The sequence below is a fragment of the Pseudomonas oryziphila genome (assembly GCF_003940825.1).
Lineage (GTDB): Bacteria > Pseudomonadota > Gammaproteobacteria > Pseudomonadales > Pseudomonadaceae > Aquipseudomonas > Aquipseudomonas sichuanensis.
On sequence record NZ_CP034338.1, the window covers coordinates 3240724 to 3256214 of the forward strand.

The following is a 15491-nucleotide window of genomic DNA, read 5'->3' on the forward strand; positions in this document are numbered from 1 at the left end:
CTTGCAACCCCACCGCCCTACCGCGCAGAAACCAACGTCCAATACCCACCCATGCGCTCCTCGACCGCCAGCCCATAAGTCGCCTGCAACATCCCCAACGTGCGGCGCCTGTCGCTGATAGGAAACGCCCCCGACACCCGCAAGCCTGCGCTCTGCCGGTCACAGCGGATGAACCCGCGCTGGTAGCGCGCCAACTCACCCAGCAGCTCGTCCAGCCGCATGTTGTCCGCCAGCAGCATGCCTTGGGTCCAGAGCGTGCCGGCGCTGTCCAGCGCCTGGTTAGGGCCGACGCCCTGGCCATCGAAATCGGCCTGCTCGCCAGCCGCCACGACCCGGCCCTGCGCCTGCCCGGCGCTGGCGGGCTGCACCCGCACTGCCCCTTCAAGCACCGCAAGATAAGTGCGCCCTTGCCGTTCACGCACGCTGAACCGTGTGCCCAGAGCCTGCATCACCCCTTCCCCGGTCCCTACCCGCAGTGGGCGCGCCGGGACGACGATATCCGGCGCGGTCTGCACCAGGATCTCGCCGCGGTACAGACGGATGAAACGCTCGTTGGCACCGAAGCACACGTCAATCGCAGTGTCGGTGTTGAGGATCAGCTGGGTACCGTCGGCAAGCGTGACATCGCGGCGCTGGCCAACCGCCGAGCGATAGTCCGCTGCCCACCCTTGCCCGTACATCTGCCAACCTGCCCAGCTTGCGGGAGCCAGGGCCAGCAGGACTGCCAGGCGGGTGATCGCCTGGCGCCGGCCCGGATCACTGGGGCGATCCAGCGCCGACAGCGACAGTGCCGGCGGCAAGCCACCGAGCTTGCCCATCAGCAGTTCGGCACGCGCCCAGGCCTGGGCACGCTCGGCGCTGCTGTTGCGCCAGGCCGCCCATTGGGCCTGCTGCTCTGGCGTGACCTCGCTGTCGCTCAAGCACATCAGCCACTCGGCGGCCTCCGCCAGTGCTTCGGGGTCAAGCTCGATGTGGGGGTGATCGACGCTCACTCAGTCAACCAGCTTCAGGCACTGGAGAAACGCCTGCTTCATGTAGCGCTTGACGGTGATCAGCGAAACGCCGAGCTGCTCGGCGATGTCCTCGTACTTCATCCCGGCCAGCTGCGACAGCAGGAACGCCCGCCTGACCAGTGCCGGCAAGCTGTCGAGCATCGCATCGATTTCATGCAGGGTTTCGAGGATCAGCAGGCGCGTTTCCGGCGACGGCGCCTCGGGGGCTGGCAGCTGCTCCAGCGCCGCCAGGTAGGCACGTTCAAGCGACTTGCGCTTGCACCAGTTGGCGAGGATGCCACCGGCGACGCAATTCAGATAGGCACGGGGCTCGTTGAACACCGTGACCTTCGACGCGAGGATGCGCGCGAAGGTGTCATGCGCCAGATCAGCCGCATCCATCGCATTGCCCAGGCGCCGCCGCAAGCGGTTGTACAACCAGCCGTGATGGGCGCTGTAGAGCGCTTCGACAGCAGACAGTCGAGGGGTTTGCACAGGCTGGGCTTCGCTCATGGGGCGATTCTTTTTGTGTAACTGAGAATTGTTAGCAATGCTAAGTTACACCCCGACCGCAAAGCAAGGCCCCTAAACAAAAGGCGCCAGGTTGATTGCAACCGGGCGCCTTGGGCTGATAGCTACCGACGCAGCAGCGGTCAGAACCTGAAGTTGGCCGTCAGCTCCGCCGAGCGCCCCGGTGCGACCGTGGCGAACAGGCCAACGTGCGAGGCATCATAGATGGTCTCGTCGGTCAGGTTGAGCACGTTCAACTGCAGGTCGAGGTTCTTGTTGACCTTGTAGGCCACCATCGCGTCGTAGCGCCAGTAGTCGTCGATGCTGACGGTGTTGGCATCGTTCATGTAACGCTGGTCCATGTAGTTGGCCCCGGCGCCCACGGTCCAGCGGTCGGTCAGGTCATAGGACGACCACAGGCTGAAGCTGTTCGGCGCAATGAACTTGGAGCGGTTGCCGTCGTTGCTGCCATCGCCGCCCGACTTCACCACTTCGGCATCCAGGTAGGTGTAGCCGCCCCAGACCGCCCAGTCGTCGGTGATGCGGCCGGTGACGCCGAACTCGATGCCGGTCACGCGCTGGTCGCCGTCCAGGGCCACCAGGCCGGTGATCGGGTCGGTCACCCGCGCATTGGTTTTCTCGGTGCGGAACACCGCGGCGGTCAGCGACAGCTGTTCGTTGAACACATCCCACTTGGTCCCCAGCTCGACGCTGCGTGACTTTTCCGGGTCGAGGTTGGCCTTGTTGCCATTGAGGTTGCCTGCCCCGGCACCGTCGGCGCCGCCGGACTGGGTGTTCTCGCCCGAGGGGTTGGACGAGGTGCCGTAGGACAGGTAGATGCTGCCGTTGGGCATTGGCTTGAACACCACGCCCACCTGGTAGTTCCACAGCTCGCTCGACGACGAGGCGCCGCCCTCGACCCGGTTCTTGACGTCGTAATCGTCGTAGCGCAGCCCCAGGTTCAGGTCCCACTGTTCATGCAGCGCGAGGGTGTCGAAGGCGTACAGCGACTTGACCTCGGTCTGGTATTTGCTGGTGACCTCCCCGGTCCCCGGCAGCAAAGTCCAGCCACCGTCGTGCGGGTTGGGGTTGTACAGGTTACCCGGGCGACCGTTGTTGCCAGCGTGCTTGTCCTTGTCGGTAATGGTCTCGCGGCTGACTTCCAGGCCGGCGGAATAGCTGTGCTTGATGCCACCGGTGTGGAAGGTGCCGAACAGATCGGTCTGGTTGAGCACCGAGGTGTTGACCACGTTGCGTGGCCGGAAACCCCGGCCTACCAGGCCGTTCTGTTCCTGCGCGACGTTGGCGAACACCGGGCGGCTCATCACGTAGTTCTGCATGCTGCGCCCGCCGCGCAGGGTGTTGCGCACGGTCAGCTGCGGGGTGAACTCATGTTCGATCAGCAGCGTGGCCAGGTCGGCGGAAGTCTTGCGAAAATCTCGGTCAACCAGCCCGTAGAAGTTGTCCCGGTCGACATCCGCAGGCTTGTTGGTGATCAACGAGATCGGATGGCCCTGATCGGGAATGTCATCTGTTTCCAGGTGGTAGTAGCTGGCCGTCACCCGCGTCGGGCCCTGCAGGCCCCAGGTAATGGTCGGGGCGATGCCCCAGCGCTTGACCTCGACGTCATCGCGGCCGGGGGTATCGGCTTCGTGCTTCATGGCGTTCAGGCGAAACGCCAGGTCCTGCTCGGGCAAGTACTGGTTGATGTCCAGGGTATTGCGCCAGAGTTGGTCGGTACCCATCGTGACGCTGCCGGCGATGAAGTCCTCGGCCTTGGCGGCCTTGCTCACGAGGTTGATCGAGCCGCCCGTGGAGCCCCGGCCGTTGTAGGCCGAACCCGGCCCTTTGACGATCTCGACCGACTCCACGTTGAACGCCTCGTGGGACATGCGGCCAAGGTCGCGCAGGCCGTCGATCTGGATATCGGTACTGGCTTCGAAGCCGCGGATGAACGGCCGGTCGCCCAGTGGCGTGCCGCCCTCGCCTGCGCCCAGGGTAATGCCTGGGGTGGTACGCAGCACGTCGGTAAGCGAGGTGGCGCCGCGCTCCTTGATCAAGGCTTCGTTGATGATGGTGATCGACTTGGGCACTTCGCGCAGCGGCGCGGTGAACTTCGGCGAAGACATTTCATCCACTTTGAACGTCTCGGCCTGATGGACACCTTTTACATCGGTAGCATCCAGTTCAAGGATCGAGCCCGGCTTGGTTTTGCCGGCATCGGCGGTTTGCGCCAGGCTCGCGGTCGAACAGGATGCCAGGGCCAGGCCGAGGGCCGTGTAAAGATGTGGGGATTCCGCGCGGCGGGTTGTTGGAGTGCTTGCCATTTGATTGCCATCACCTATGAAATGATGCGCAATCCTATTTGCGATAATTTATTGAACAAAGTGCATTTACAAAATTTACGCCAAGTAACTTTATATTTCACATATTAAGTTACATAAGTTTAGCCACATACATTTAGTTACACTTGGCGCCGCATATCAGTGCATTAGCGACAACGCTCTCATTGCCTTGCAACCCGCTTGGAAGATCTTGATGATCCAGAAGGACAGGGTCACTTCCGGGACTTTGTTGAGCCAACTTGAGCTCGTTGCGTTCATCGCGGCTCCCTCCTCGGATCCGGTTGTGGTTTCAGGGAGGGACCTTACGGATGAAAACTTAGGTGGGCCTGAGCAGCGACGCTGGTTGTCGATAGCGGGCTCTGACACACTGCCTCGCTCACCCAACACTCTCGCGAGGCCGCCTGGTGTCGTCACGCCCATCCCCCTCCGAGCGCATGCCCGCGCTGGTAGAAGCCAGGCAGCTGGGGCGAACCAATGCCAGCGGGCAGGCGCCCTTGCTTGCACCTGCCGACTTCAGCCTGTGCGCCGGTGACCGCGTGGCGATCAGCGGCCAATCCGGCGCGGGCAAAAGCGTGTTCCTGCGCTTGCTGGCGCTGCTCGACTCGCCCAGCAGCGGCGAGATCATCTGGATGGGCAGCCCCGTCACGGCCCAGGCGATCACCCGCTACCGTTCATGCGTGTGCTACCTCGCCCAACGCCCTGCCTTGGTGGACGGCAGCGTCAGGGACAATCTGCAGTTGCCTTTCACCTTGAAAGCCCTGCGCCCGCGCACCTTCGACATTGACGCGGCGAATCAGCTGCTGGGCCTGGCTGGCAAGCCGAAAGCTTTCGTCGACAAAGCGGCCAGCGACCTGTCGGGCGGAGAAGCGCAGATCGTTGCCTTGATCCGCGTGCTGCTCCTGCAGCCGCAAGTCATCCTGTTCGATGAACCCACGTCAGCCCTCGATCCGCAGTCGGCGGCGGCCGTGGAAACCTTGGTGATGAACTGGTTCAATGCCGCGAACCAGCAGCGTGCCTACGTCTGGGTCTCGCATGATCACGCGCAGGCGCAAAGAATGAGTAGCCGCCAGCTGACCCTGCAGCACGGCACCCTGCTTGCCGAGTACCGCACATGAACTACCAGAGCCTGTCCTATGCCGATCTGGCGATCGCCTCGACGCTGATACTGATCAACGGCGTGCTGTCGCTGTTGTTGAAGCTACAGCTGGAGCGCCAGTTGCTTCTGGCTGCCGTGCGCACCGTGGTCCAGCTCCTGGCCATTGGCTACGTGCTGGGTTGGGTATTTCACTTTGCCCAGTGGTATGTGGTACTGCCCTTGGTCCTGGCCATGACCCTGGTCGCAGGGCACGCGGCCGCCGGGCGAGGCAAACACCGCCATCAGGGCCTGCTCACTGACAGCGTCGTTTCGGTCTGGCTGAGCTCCTGGCTGGTCACGGCTGTCGGCCTGTTCGTGGTGCTGCGGATCCGCCCCTGGTACGAACCTCAGTACGCCATTCCGATCCTCGGCATGATCCTCGGCAACACCCTGACAGCGGTGTCCCTGGGCATCGACCGCATGACCCGTGAACTCGGCAGCACCCGCGCCGTGGTGGAGATGATCCTGGCCTTGGGCGGGACCCGCTGGGAGGCAGCCCGGGCCGCCGCCGCACAGGCGGTGAAGGCCGGCATGATGCCAACCCTGAACCAGATGACGGTGGTTGGCATCGTCAGCCTCCCGGGCATGATGACCGGCCAGATCCTCGCCGGGCAAAGCCCCGCCGAGGCCGTGCGCTACCAGATCGTGATCATGTTCCTGATCGCCGCGGCATCGGCGCTCGGTACGGTTTGCGCGGTACTGCTGACATTCAATCGACTGTTCTCGCCGGCCCATCAGTTCATGCTGCACAAGCTCTCACCCAGGCCCTGAGCACCGCGTTCAGCCACGACGCAGGCGCTGTGGGTCAACCTGCTCCTGCGCAGGAAGCGGCAGCAGCCGCAACCACAGGTCACGCCGTGCCAGCACCTGGGCCTGCAGGCTCACCTGCGCAGGCAGCGTACCGGCGTACAGCGCCCGCAGGTGCACCAGCTCCAACCCGCTGACATCCACCAGCCATTGGCTTACCAACGCCGGGCAAGGGCGCCCCTGCAACGCCCGGTGCAGGTAAGGCAACGCCACCCGCATGCGTGGGTGACAACGTTGCACATAACGCTCAAGGTTGCGCCCCCGCGCCTCGAACGGCGTGAGCAGCAGGCAGACCAGTTGCTCTTCGCTCACCCCATAGGCCTGCGCAAAGCTGGCTTGCGCCTGCAAGCTGTATTCCTCCGGCCAGGCCAACTGGCTCTGGCCCAGACGCTGCAACAACCCCTGCACGCCCTCGCGATAGCCAAGCAGGCTCACGTACTGCCCATGCAACCCATGCAGATGCGCCAGCGCCAGCGGGTCAAACAGCCCAGCCAGCCCCTGCAGTTGACACGGCAGCACCTCGCGGCGGCCCAGCATGTGTTCCAGCGAGGCCCCATCGTCCAGTTGCAGCAGGTCATCCACCGCGACCACACGCAGGGGGCGTGCAGCCTGGGCTGGCAGTGCCACCTGCACTGACGGCGCGGGGTCGTCCAGCCGGTAGCGCAGTTGTGCCAGTTGCTGCGTCAATACACGTACACACTGTGGCAAGGCCGGTGGTGCGGCATCGCAGGCCTGGCTCAGGCAGCGCCGGGCCCAAGCCAGCAGACGACGGCGCTGCACGGCCGGCGCCACCGTGACCAAGGCATCCACGCCACCCTCTGGGTCCGCGCCGGCCAGTGCCTGGCTCAGCCCCTCCGCCAGCATCAAATAAGCTTGCCCGCCGAGCAGTGCATCAGGCTGCCCGCCACTCAGATGGCCGAACAGCAGCCAGGCCTTGCCGGCATCGCCCAGCTGCCCGCAGCCACTGGTTTCACCGGCAATGAATGGTTCCAGTCTCTCACCGTCGCTGAGCAGCAGTTCCACCCTTGGGTCGTCATGCAGGAACAAGGCACTGAAGCAGCGCTCATGGCTGGCCAGCGTCGCGCGATCCAGCCCAGGCGACCTGGCAATGAGCACACGCAGGCGGAAGGTTGCATGATGGCGAAGGGCGATGCTCAATTGCGCCGCGCGCAGGTAGGCGAGCAAATGGGCGCTGCGCTGGTCGCCACCGTGCAACAGCACCAGACGCAGATCAGCGATCTGCGCATGGCCGCCAGCGATCACCAGCAACCGTTGCATCAACAGTTGAATGGAAGCGCGCTGCGCCTGGTTCAGATGTTCGAAGATTCGTTGCAATACTTGTTGATAAACATAGTGCATGGCCTGGTCATGGGTATTGTTCATGTAGTCACTCCATCTTTCTGATCGGATCAGATCCAAAAGCAGAGTTTGGCAGATGAATTAAACCCCGATCTTGAAGGAAATTTCCCAAAACCAAGAAAGACAAAAGAGGATTAATACTTCGGTGACTGTCGCCGAACAAGCTACAACCCAGCGCCACTGCGCCCGTGGTGGCGTTCATCGGCCTGGCACACACATTCTGAAGAGTCGAAACATAAAAATGATGAATAGCCCGGACAAAGAACAATTTATTGAAGTTGCAGTGGGTTAACTAGACATTTCCACTACAGCCTCAGCAAGTAATCTTAAATCGCCGTAGGATACATCCGAAAAAAAGCCCGAGACATTGCTCGGGCTTTTTCATGATGGCAACAGTCGCTGGCGATCAACTCACCGCCATGTCCAACACCACACGCCCCCCACACGGACATTCGTCCATATGGCGATGGGCCGCGACCACCTGGTCGAACGGATACACCTTGATGATCTGCGGGGTCAGCAGTTGGTCGGCGGTGAACTGGTTGATGTCACGCAACGCACGCTGCAGGGCAACCTGGTCCTGGGCGATGCCCAGCTCCGGCTTGCCGGTGAAGTTGCCGATGCAGTGCACATGGAACTGGATGTTCTTCTGGAACGCCGCGCAAGCCGGGAACGGCGTCTGGTTGCCACCCTGCAGGCCATACAGCACCAAGCTGCCGCGCGGCGCCAGCACGTCGCCGAGCAGCGACATCTGCGGCCCGCCCATGCCATCGAGGACCATGTCCACGCCACGGCCGTTGGTGTACTTGCCGACCTGCAGGACCAGGTCCTGCTCTTCGGTAACGATCACCTTGTCCGCGCCCAGGCCGAGCAGGTATTCACGCTGCTCCGGCTCCTTGGTGGCGGCGAACACCTTCAGCCCCAGGGCCTTGCCCAACTGCACGAAAGCCGGCCCTGCACAGTGGCTGGCATCGGTGACCAGCGCAGTCTGGCCGGCCTTGGCCCGGGCCAGATCGACATAGGCGAAATACGCGATCAGCAGCGGCGTGTAATGCACGCTGGCTTCGATCGGGGTCAGCACATCGGGGTAACGGGTGATGGCGCTGCGCGGCAGCACGATCACATCGCCATAGACAGGGTGATCATTGGGGCTGGTGGCCGGGAAGCTGGCGACCCGGTCGCCCACCGCAATGTCGTCCACCCCTTCGCCAACCGCCATGACCACACCGGCCATTTCATGGCCGATGCCTGCAGGCAGACGTGCCTGGGAAGGTGCCAGGTTCTGCCGCCAGAGCACGTCGTACCAGCTGATGCCGATCGCCTCGACGCGCACCTGCACCTCGCCGGCCGCCGGGGACGGTTCGGCCTGCTCCTCGCAACGGAGCACATCGGCCTGACCGAACTTGTGGAAACGGATCATGCGGGACATCGCATACCTCGCCTGTGTGAATCTCGTATTACCACGGACTTTATCCGGGCTTTGCGCTTTGGGCCATCAGTGGCCGTTAATAGTCGACATGCCTGTCATTGATTGGGCCCCAGGCAAATCTGCGCATTGGCTCCCACAAATCGGTGCAGGGTAACAGCCTTTGGCCTTAAGATTCACCCCTGCCCCACTGACTGGCGAGCCGCATCGAATGAATCGTAACGACTTGCGTCGCGTAGACCTCAACCTGCTGATCGTGTTCGAAACCCTGATGCACGAACGCAGCGTGACCCGCGCCGCCGAAAAGCTGTTCCTCGGCCAGCCGGCCATCAGCGCCGCGCTGTCGCGCCTGCGCAGCCTGTTCGACGACCCGCTGTTCGTGCGCACCGGCCGCAGCATGGAGCCGTCGGCCCGCGCCCACGAGATCTTCGCCCTGCTCTCGCCAGCCCTGGACTCGATCTCCACTGCAGTCAGCCGCGCCGCCGAATTCGACCCGGCCACCAGCAATGCAGTGTTCCGCATCGGCCTTTCCGACGACGCTGAGTTCGCCCTGCTGCCGCAACTGCTCAAGCGTATCCGCGCCGAGGCCCCCGGCATTGTGCTGGTTGTTCGCAGGGTCAATTACCTGCTCATGCCAACGCTGCTGGCATCGGGTGAAATCTCGGTGGGCGTGAGCTACACCAGCGACCTGCCCGCCAACGCCAAGCGCAAGGTGCTGCGCCGCAGCATGCCCAAGTTGCTGCGCGCCGACAGCATGCCCGGCAGCATCAGCCTCGACGATTTCTGCGCCCGGCCCCATGCGTTGGTGTCGTTTGCCGGCGACTTGTCCGGCTTCATCGATGAAGCGCTGGACGAAATCGGCCGCAAGCGCCATGTGGTGCTGGCGGTACCGCAGTTCAACGGGCTGGGGAGTTTGCTGGCCGGGACCGATATCGTCGCCACGGTGCCGGACTACACCGCAGATGCGCTCACCGCCGCCGGCGGGTTGCGGGCTGAGGACCTGCCACTGGAGGTGCGCAGTTTCGAGTTGCACATGGCTTGGCGCGGGGCGCAGGACAATGACCCGGCGGAGCGCTGGCTCAGGTCGCGGATACAGATGTTTTTCGGCAGCGACGAGAACATGTAAAGACAACATGGGCGTATTCGAGTAGAGCAGGTTGACGCCACTCAATGGCGATCCATCACGTGCAAGCCTGCTCGAACGAACCATGTCACCTCGGCGCTCCCGCATGCGGTGGAAGCCCGCAACGCCGGCGAAGTTCCGCTTTTCTCGCACCCATGCCCTGCTGTTGTTCACCCGCTAAATGTTTGTCCTGCGGCCCTTCAGGCACCTGGTCCGAAAAGCCGCGAATATTTGCAGTGCGATGAGTGCCTGCCCAGTCACAACTGCACACAGACCTTCCTGTGTTCGACCAGAGGTAAGCCATCATGGCTAACAATCAAGACAAGGGCGGCGATCAAACCCGTAGCACCGACACCAACGCAGGTCAGCAAGGGGGACAGGGCTCGGCTGGCGACATGACCGACCGGCAGAAAGGCGGCCAGCGGCCTGAAGACAAGACCAACAAGGATTGGACGCAGTCCCAGGATACCGGGCGACAAGGCGGGCAATCGGTTGAGCAGCCTGACGAAAGGGAAAACCTTTCCGACACTGGAAAAGCCGGTGGCCAGCAGCGCGACCAAGGCCCGGGCATAGACAAGGAGCGCTGATTCCGAAGCGGTCCAACCAGGGCGACAAACGTTCGCCCTGGGGATCGCATTGAACAGCCCCTGTACCGGTGGATTGGAAGGCAGCTAAAGCCCTTTACGAGGTGTCAGAACATGATCGACCCCAATCATCCAGATCCTTATGTCGATGAGGTGCCGCTCGATCCCGGCGAACAACTAACCACGCCTGCCCCAGAACAAGAGGCACCCGACTGGCCGGAGGGCCAGGTGCCACCAGAGGAACAATCCGACGGATGACAAAACCCACCCCAGCGCCACTCGTCAATCCTGCTGAACCCTCTCGCTCCCCTGCCAGTCGCTACTGATGAGTACTTGAACACAGGGGGCTATGGTGAGCGAGATCCGTATTGGTATTGCCGGTTGGCGCTGTGGCTCTTGGCGCAAGGACTTCGACCCCGAGGGGCTACGCCAGGACGACGAGTTGGTGACCGAGCCAGGGGTCGAGCCGCAGGTGCCGCTATGAACGGAACCCTGCCCGCCCCCCGCTGCATCATCGACAAGGAGACCGCCGTACATCACCTGACGGTACTGACCCTCAATGTGCACAAGGGCTTCACCCTGTTCAACCGCCGTTTCATCCTGCCGGAGCTGCGCGAGGCGGTCCGCACTACTGGGGCCGATCTGGTCTTCCTGCAAGAGGTGCACGGCAGCCACCAACAGCATGCCGAGCGCCATCCGACCTGGCCGACTGCACCTCAGTACGAGTTCCTCGCCGACAGCATGTGGCCGCAGTTCGCCTACGGTCGCAATGCGGTCTACCCCCATGGCGACCATGGCAACGCGTTGCTGTCCAAGTTTCCGATCCGCGCCCACGACAACCTCGACGTCACGATCCGTGGCAACGAGGAGCGTGGCCTGCTGCACTGCCGGCTCGAAGTACCCGGTCATGAGCAGGTGCACGCAATCTGCGTGCACCTAGGCCTGCGTGAAGGTCATCGTCACCAGCAGGTCGATCTGCTGCTGGCGTTGCTTGACAGCCTGCCGCCGGACGAGCCGGTCATCGTCGCCGGCGATTTCAACGACTGGCGTCTGAAAGCGGATGCGCGGCTTTCGGGCCACCTGCTCGAGGCCTTCGGCAAGCCGGCACGCAGCTTTCCCGCCCGCCTGCCGCTGCTGCGCCTGGACCGCATCTACCTGCGTAATGCACACGCTTGCCAGGCACGCGTGTTGTCCAGATACCCCTGGTCACACCTCTCCGACCATGCCCCACTCGTGGCGCAGGTGACGCTATGAAGCAGCCCTGGTGCGACGGCAACCACATCGAGTTGCTGATAAACGGCGAGCAGTACTACCCGCGCGTGTTCGAGGCCATGGCCCAGGCATGCGAGGAGATCCTTCTGGAAACCTTCATCATCTACGACGACAAGGTCGGCCAACCCTTGCGCCAAGCCCTGATCGACGCCGCGCGGCGCGGGGTACGGGTCGAGGTGGTGGCGGACGGCTACGGCACCGCCGACCTGCCCGAGAATTTCATCTCCTCGATGACCGAGGCCGGGGTGCGTTTCCATTCATTCGATCCACAACCACGGCTGGCCGGCATGCGCACCAACCTGTTCCGCCGTTTGCACCGCAAGATCCTGGTGATCGACGGAAAACGCGCCTTCATCGGCGGCATCAACTACAGCGCCGACCACCTTGGCGACTTCGGCCCGCAGGCCAAGCAGGACTATGCCGTGGAGGTCGTCGGCCCGGTGGTGGCCCAAGTGCACGCCTCCACCTGCCGGATGCTCGCGCCGGTGCTGGAAAATGCCAACCAGGTCGAACCGGGCAGCGCCGCCGGCTCGGCCAGTGCCCTGCTGGTGGAGCGCGACAACCTTCGCCATCGTAACGATATCGAGGTCTGTTACCTGCAAGCGTTTCGCGAGGCCAGGCAACGCATCGTCGTCGCCAACGCCTACTTCTTCCCCGGCTACCGCCTGCTGCGCGAACTGCGCAACGCCGCCCGGCGCGGGGTCGAGGTGACGCTGATCCTCCAGGGGCAACCGGACATGCGCTGGGTGCGCACGCTCTCGCGGCTGCTCTACAACTACCTGTTGCGCGACGACGTGCGCATCCACGAGTACTGCCAGCGCCCGCTGCACGGCAAGGTGGCGTTGGTGGACAACCATTGGTCCACCGTAGGCTCGAGCAACCTCGACCCGCTGAGCCTGTCGTTCAACCTCGAGGCCAACCTGCTGATCCGCGACCGTGCGTTCAACGAACACCTGTACCAGCACTTGAGCGAACTGAGCCGCGATCACTGCAAGAGCGTGACGCTGGAGCGCATGGTGCGCGGCTACTGGTGGCGCGCACCGTTGATCTTCCTGGGTTTCCACATCACCCGCTACTTCCCGCGTATCGCCGGCTGGTTCCCGGCGCACCGGCAGCGCCTGCAGTCGCTGCAAGCCGACAGCGAGGCCTCGGCCGACTACCACGGGGGCAAGACCTGATGGCCACGCCACGCTGGAAGACCTGGGGCAAACGTCTGCTGACCGTGCTGTTTCTGGTACTGATCCCGCTACTGCTGTTTACCCTGGCGCGTAACCTGGACTGGAACGAAGTCCGCCACTCGCTGCTGGCCTACCGCCCCTCGACCCTGGCCATGGGGTTGCTGCTGGCACTGTGCAGCTACCTGGTATTCGCCAGCTACGACCTGCTCGCCCGCGCCTACACAGGCCATCAACTACCAGCGCGCCAGGTGTTACCGGTGGCGTTCGTGTGCTACGCATTCAACCTCAACTTCACTACTTGGGTCGGCGGCGTGGCCCTGCGTTATCGCCTGTACAGCAGGCTGGGTCTGGATACCCCGACCATCACCCGCATTCTGACCCTGGGTCTGTTGACCAACTGGATGGGCTATCTGCTGCTGGCCGGCACGGTGTTCGCCCTCGGTATGGTCAAGCTGCCGGAAAGCTGGGCGGTGGGCGCCGGCGGCCTGCGCCTGATCGGCGTGCTGATGGTAGCGATCGCATTGGCCTACCTGTTCGCCTGCGCCTTCGCCAGGCGGCGCACATGGGACATGCGCGGGCACGAAGTCACCCTGCCGAGCCTGCGTCTGGCGTTGTGCCAGGTGGCCCTGGGCGCAAGCAACTGGGCGCTGATGGCGGCCTTGATCCACCTGCTGCTGCCGCCGGAGCTGTTCTATCCCTCGGTGCTGGGTGTGTTGCTGATCAGTTGCGTGGCGGGCGTGGTCGCCCATATTCCCGCAGGGCTCGGCGTGCTCGAGGCCGTGTTCCTCGCACTGCTCCACGGCCAACTCGGCCAGGGCACGCTGGTTGCCGCGCTGCTGGGCTATCGAACGTTGTACTACCTGATCCCACTGTTGTTGGCGGTGGTGACGTACCTGGTCCTCGAGAAGCGCGCCAAGGCCTTGCGCCGACAGGCCGGGCCGGCCCTAGACAAGCGCTGATGGGCCCAAGGATGCGCGGATCATCACCTACTACTACAACACCCCAAGCCTGAGCCAGGCGCGTAGCGATTGCGAGCGTCCACACGAGGCAAGCCCAGCGCTGTGCCCTTGCCCTTGCCCTTGCCCTTGCCCTTGCCCTTGCCGTTGCCGTTGCCGTTGCCGTTGCCGTTGCCGATCAAGAGTTTAGCGCCATAGCCGCTAGCGACAGCTAAAGCCAGCCCAGGCGCCGCCCCTAACTTCGCGACTTCAGGAGGCTGAGCGTAGGCGTCTGGAGGGCCCTGGTGCGCAGCACCCTTCGGCGTTAGCCGAAGGCGCGAGATGTAGACTTGCGCAGCAAGTCGGAGGCCGCGCGGGCCCGGAGGACGCCGGAGCGAAGGGACCCGGAGCGCAGCGGAGGGCCGTATGAATGGAGCGAGCGGTTTTTGGTTACTTTTTTCCAAGAAAAAAAGTAACCCGCCGTAAGGGCGGAAAGGTGACTCTGCGTCTTCATCGCAAATGAATGCACTTAAATCTATTAAAACCGACGCCGACCGACTTTGACTTTGACTTTGACTTTGACTTTGACTTTGACTTTGACTTTGACTTTGACTTTGACTTTGAGAGAGTGTGTTTTGAAAACTATATGCGCATTCATTTACGATGAAGACACAGAGTCACCTTTCCGCCCTTACGGCGGGTTACTTTGGTCTTGGCCAAAGTAACCAAAGCCGCCCGCTCCCATCATACGGCCCCTGCGCTACGCTCCGGGGTCCCCTCGCTCCGGTGCCTTCCGGGCCCGCGCGGCCTACGACTTGCTGCGCAAGTCTACATCTCGCGCCTTCGGCTTACGCCGAAGGGTGCTGCGCACCAGGGCCCTACAGTCACCTCCACTCGGCCTCCTGAAGTCGCAATTTGTGTTGCCTGGACTATTGCGCGCTTAGAAGCAAGATCAAAAGCAGATCAAGATCAAGATCAAGATCAAGATCAAGATCAAGATCAAGATCAGCAGAGTTGCTATTGAACCGTGGGCACAGCGATATATTGATTGGCCCTTCGCCGAAGATACCAGCGAAAGGGCCATGGAGAGAAAGGGAACTTACGGTGAAATAGGATCACTCGCCGGGAATGTTTCATCCAGCGCATTATCAACAGAACTTTCCTTCGGCTGGGTCAGCTCACCACATTTACAGTCAGCCATACGACAAGGCTCCCCATCACGATGGCCCCTCGCGCAGGCCTCGCAGCAATAGGCCTTGCCATCCTGGACCACGGCATTGGCATCCACAGTGCAGGAACAGTGGTTGCAAGAACAGCGTTGCTCGTTCATCAGGGTTCTCTCCTGTCGTCATCGGGCACCACGTCATCACTCCACGGCTCGCCGTCCAGCGGCGCGGAGCGGGCCAATTCGGCCTCGTCCAGGCCGATGCCGCCACCGATCTCGTGGGCCTCCACCTGGCGCAGGGTCATATCTGCCGGGCCGCCTGCCGTCCCGGGCTCATCCGCGTCCCAGGCATCGGTTTCATCAAACAGCGTCTCGGGGCCCAGGTCATCAAGACGGACATTGTCCTCGAGCAGGCTCCCGCTCAGGGTCTCGCCTCCGGTCATGCGTTCGCTGAAATCCAGCTCGTGGACACTACCCATGCGGTCCTCGGTGTCGTCGATCTCAATCTGCGGTCTTGGGTCATCGGGTCTAGACATGAACGTTCTCCGTCAGTGGGTTTCACACGGTCGACTGCCCCCACGAAGAAATGATTCAGAGTTTCTTCCAAGCCACCGCCCCGCGCTTTTTTTGAACTCCGCACCGCGCCGCCATCTCCCAATC

General features: G+C 62.7%; 17 protein-coding genes. 10 read left to right on the plus strand and 7 right to left on the minus strand.

The features are described 5' to 3' along the window. Positions 1-17: 17 nt before the first annotated feature. The 3 genes from EJA05_RS15070 to EJA05_RS15080 form a co-directional block, all read right to left on the minus strand. Positions 18-992 (minus strand): FecR domain-containing protein, encoded by a 975-nt coding sequence (locus tag EJA05_RS15070; protein WP_223811825.1) that lies wholly within the window; start codon positions 990-992, stop codon positions 18-20. Continuing rightward, on the minus strand, positions 993-1505 hold the full coding sequence (locus tag EJA05_RS15075; protein WP_125464302.1) for a sigma-70 family RNA polymerase sigma factor: 513 nt from the start codon (positions 1503-1505) through the stop codon (positions 993-995). It lies immediately after the preceding gene. Between the two features lie 140 nt (positions 1506-1645). Next, positions 1646-3631: a TonB-dependent receptor gene (locus EJA05_RS15080; protein WP_223811826.1), complete on the minus strand. Its 1986-nt coding sequence runs from the start codon at positions 3629-3631 to the stop codon at positions 1646-1648. Between the two features lie 27 nt (positions 3632-3658). Between EJA05_RS15080 and EJA05_RS28420 the strand changes: the two genes are divergently transcribed. The 3 genes from EJA05_RS28420 (at position 3659) to EJA05_RS15090 (ending at position 5753) form a co-directional block, all read left to right on the plus strand. Continuing rightward, complete coding sequence (locus EJA05_RS28420; RefSeq protein WP_223811827.1) at positions 3659-3937, plus strand: hypothetical protein; 279 nt, start codon at positions 3659-3661, stop codon at positions 3935-3937. 314 nt (positions 3938-4251) lie between these two features. Then, positions 4252-4962 carry an ABC transporter ATP-binding protein gene (locus EJA05_RS15085; RefSeq protein WP_309475576.1) on the plus strand — a complete coding sequence of 237 codons (711 nt, stop codon included), beginning with the start codon at positions 4252-4254 and terminating at the stop codon, positions 4960-4962. Beyond that, positions 4959-5753 (plus strand): ABC transporter permease, encoded by a 795-nt coding sequence (locus EJA05_RS15090; RefSeq protein ID WP_125858858.1) that lies wholly within the window; start codon positions 4959-4961, stop codon positions 5751-5753. The genes EJA05_RS15085 and EJA05_RS15090 overlap by 4 nt, the downstream gene beginning before the upstream one ends. 9 nt (positions 5754-5762) lie before the next feature. Here the strand turns inward: EJA05_RS15090 and EJA05_RS15095 are convergent, their stop codons facing one another. Next, positions 5763-7172, minus strand: a complete 1410-nt coding sequence (locus EJA05_RS15095; RefSeq protein ID WP_125858859.1) for a hypothetical protein — start codon at positions 7170-7172, stop codon at positions 5763-5765. A gap of 382 nt (positions 7173-7554) precedes the next feature. Next, the gene (locus tag EJA05_RS15100; RefSeq protein ID WP_125464311.1) at positions 7555-8577 is read right to left on the minus strand and encodes a zinc-dependent alcohol dehydrogenase family protein; all 1023 of its coding nucleotides are present in this window, start codon (positions 8575-8577) and stop codon (positions 7555-7557) included. A gap of 208 nt (positions 8578-8785) precedes the next feature. Here EJA05_RS15100 and EJA05_RS15105 point away from each other — a divergent pair, with 208 nt between their 5' ends. The 7 genes from EJA05_RS15105 (at position 8786) to EJA05_RS15130 (ending at position 13690) form a co-directional block, all read left to right on the plus strand. Further along, complete coding sequence (locus EJA05_RS15105) at positions 8786-9700, plus strand: LysR family transcriptional regulator (protein ID WP_125858860.1); 915 nt, start codon at positions 8786-8788, stop codon at positions 9698-9700. A gap of 302 nt (positions 9701-10002) precedes the next feature. Further along, positions 10003-10284, plus strand: a complete 282-nt coding sequence (locus EJA05_RS15110; RefSeq protein WP_125858861.1) for a hypothetical protein — start codon at positions 10003-10005, stop codon at positions 10282-10284. A 111-nt stretch (positions 10285-10395) separates the two neighbouring features. After that, positions 10396-10539 carry a hypothetical protein gene (locus tag EJA05_RS28240; protein WP_190305984.1) on the plus strand — a complete coding sequence of 48 codons (144 nt, stop codon included), beginning with the start codon at positions 10396-10398 and terminating at the stop codon, positions 10537-10539. Between the two features lie 94 nt (positions 10540-10633). After that, positions 10634-10765, plus strand: a complete 132-nt coding sequence (locus EJA05_RS15115; protein ID WP_374046853.1) for a hypothetical protein — start codon at positions 10634-10636, stop codon at positions 10763-10765. Beyond that, positions 10762-11535 (plus strand): endonuclease/exonuclease/phosphatase family protein, encoded by a 774-nt coding sequence (locus tag EJA05_RS15120; RefSeq protein WP_125858862.1) that lies wholly within the window; start codon positions 10762-10764, stop codon positions 11533-11535. Before EJA05_RS15115 ends, EJA05_RS15120 begins: the two co-directional genes overlap by 4 nt. Further along, positions 11532-12731 (plus strand): cardiolipin synthase ClsB, encoded by a 1200-nt coding sequence (clsB, locus tag EJA05_RS15125; protein ID WP_125858863.1) that lies wholly within the window; start codon positions 11532-11534, stop codon positions 12729-12731. Before EJA05_RS15120 ends, clsB begins: the two co-directional genes overlap by 4 nt. Next, complete coding sequence (locus tag EJA05_RS15130) at positions 12731-13690, plus strand: lysylphosphatidylglycerol synthase domain-containing protein (protein WP_125858864.1); 960 nt, start codon at positions 12731-12733, stop codon at positions 13688-13690. The genes clsB and EJA05_RS15130 overlap by 1 nt, the downstream gene beginning before the upstream one ends. A gap of 1075 nt (positions 13691-14765) precedes the next feature. On the opposite strand, the gene EJA05_RS15135 is transcribed toward EJA05_RS15130, so the two are convergent. Continuing rightward, positions 14766-14996 carry a metallothionein gene (locus EJA05_RS15135; RefSeq protein ID WP_125858865.1) on the minus strand — a complete coding sequence of 77 codons (231 nt, stop codon included), beginning with the start codon at positions 14994-14996 and terminating at the stop codon, positions 14766-14768. Continuing rightward, positions 14996-15367 (minus strand): phosphotransferase system, HPr-related protein, encoded by a 372-nt coding sequence (locus tag EJA05_RS15140; protein WP_125858866.1) that lies wholly within the window; start codon positions 15365-15367, stop codon positions 14996-14998. Before EJA05_RS15140 ends, EJA05_RS15135 begins: the two co-directional genes overlap by 1 nt. Positions 15368-15491: the final 124 nt, after the last annotated feature.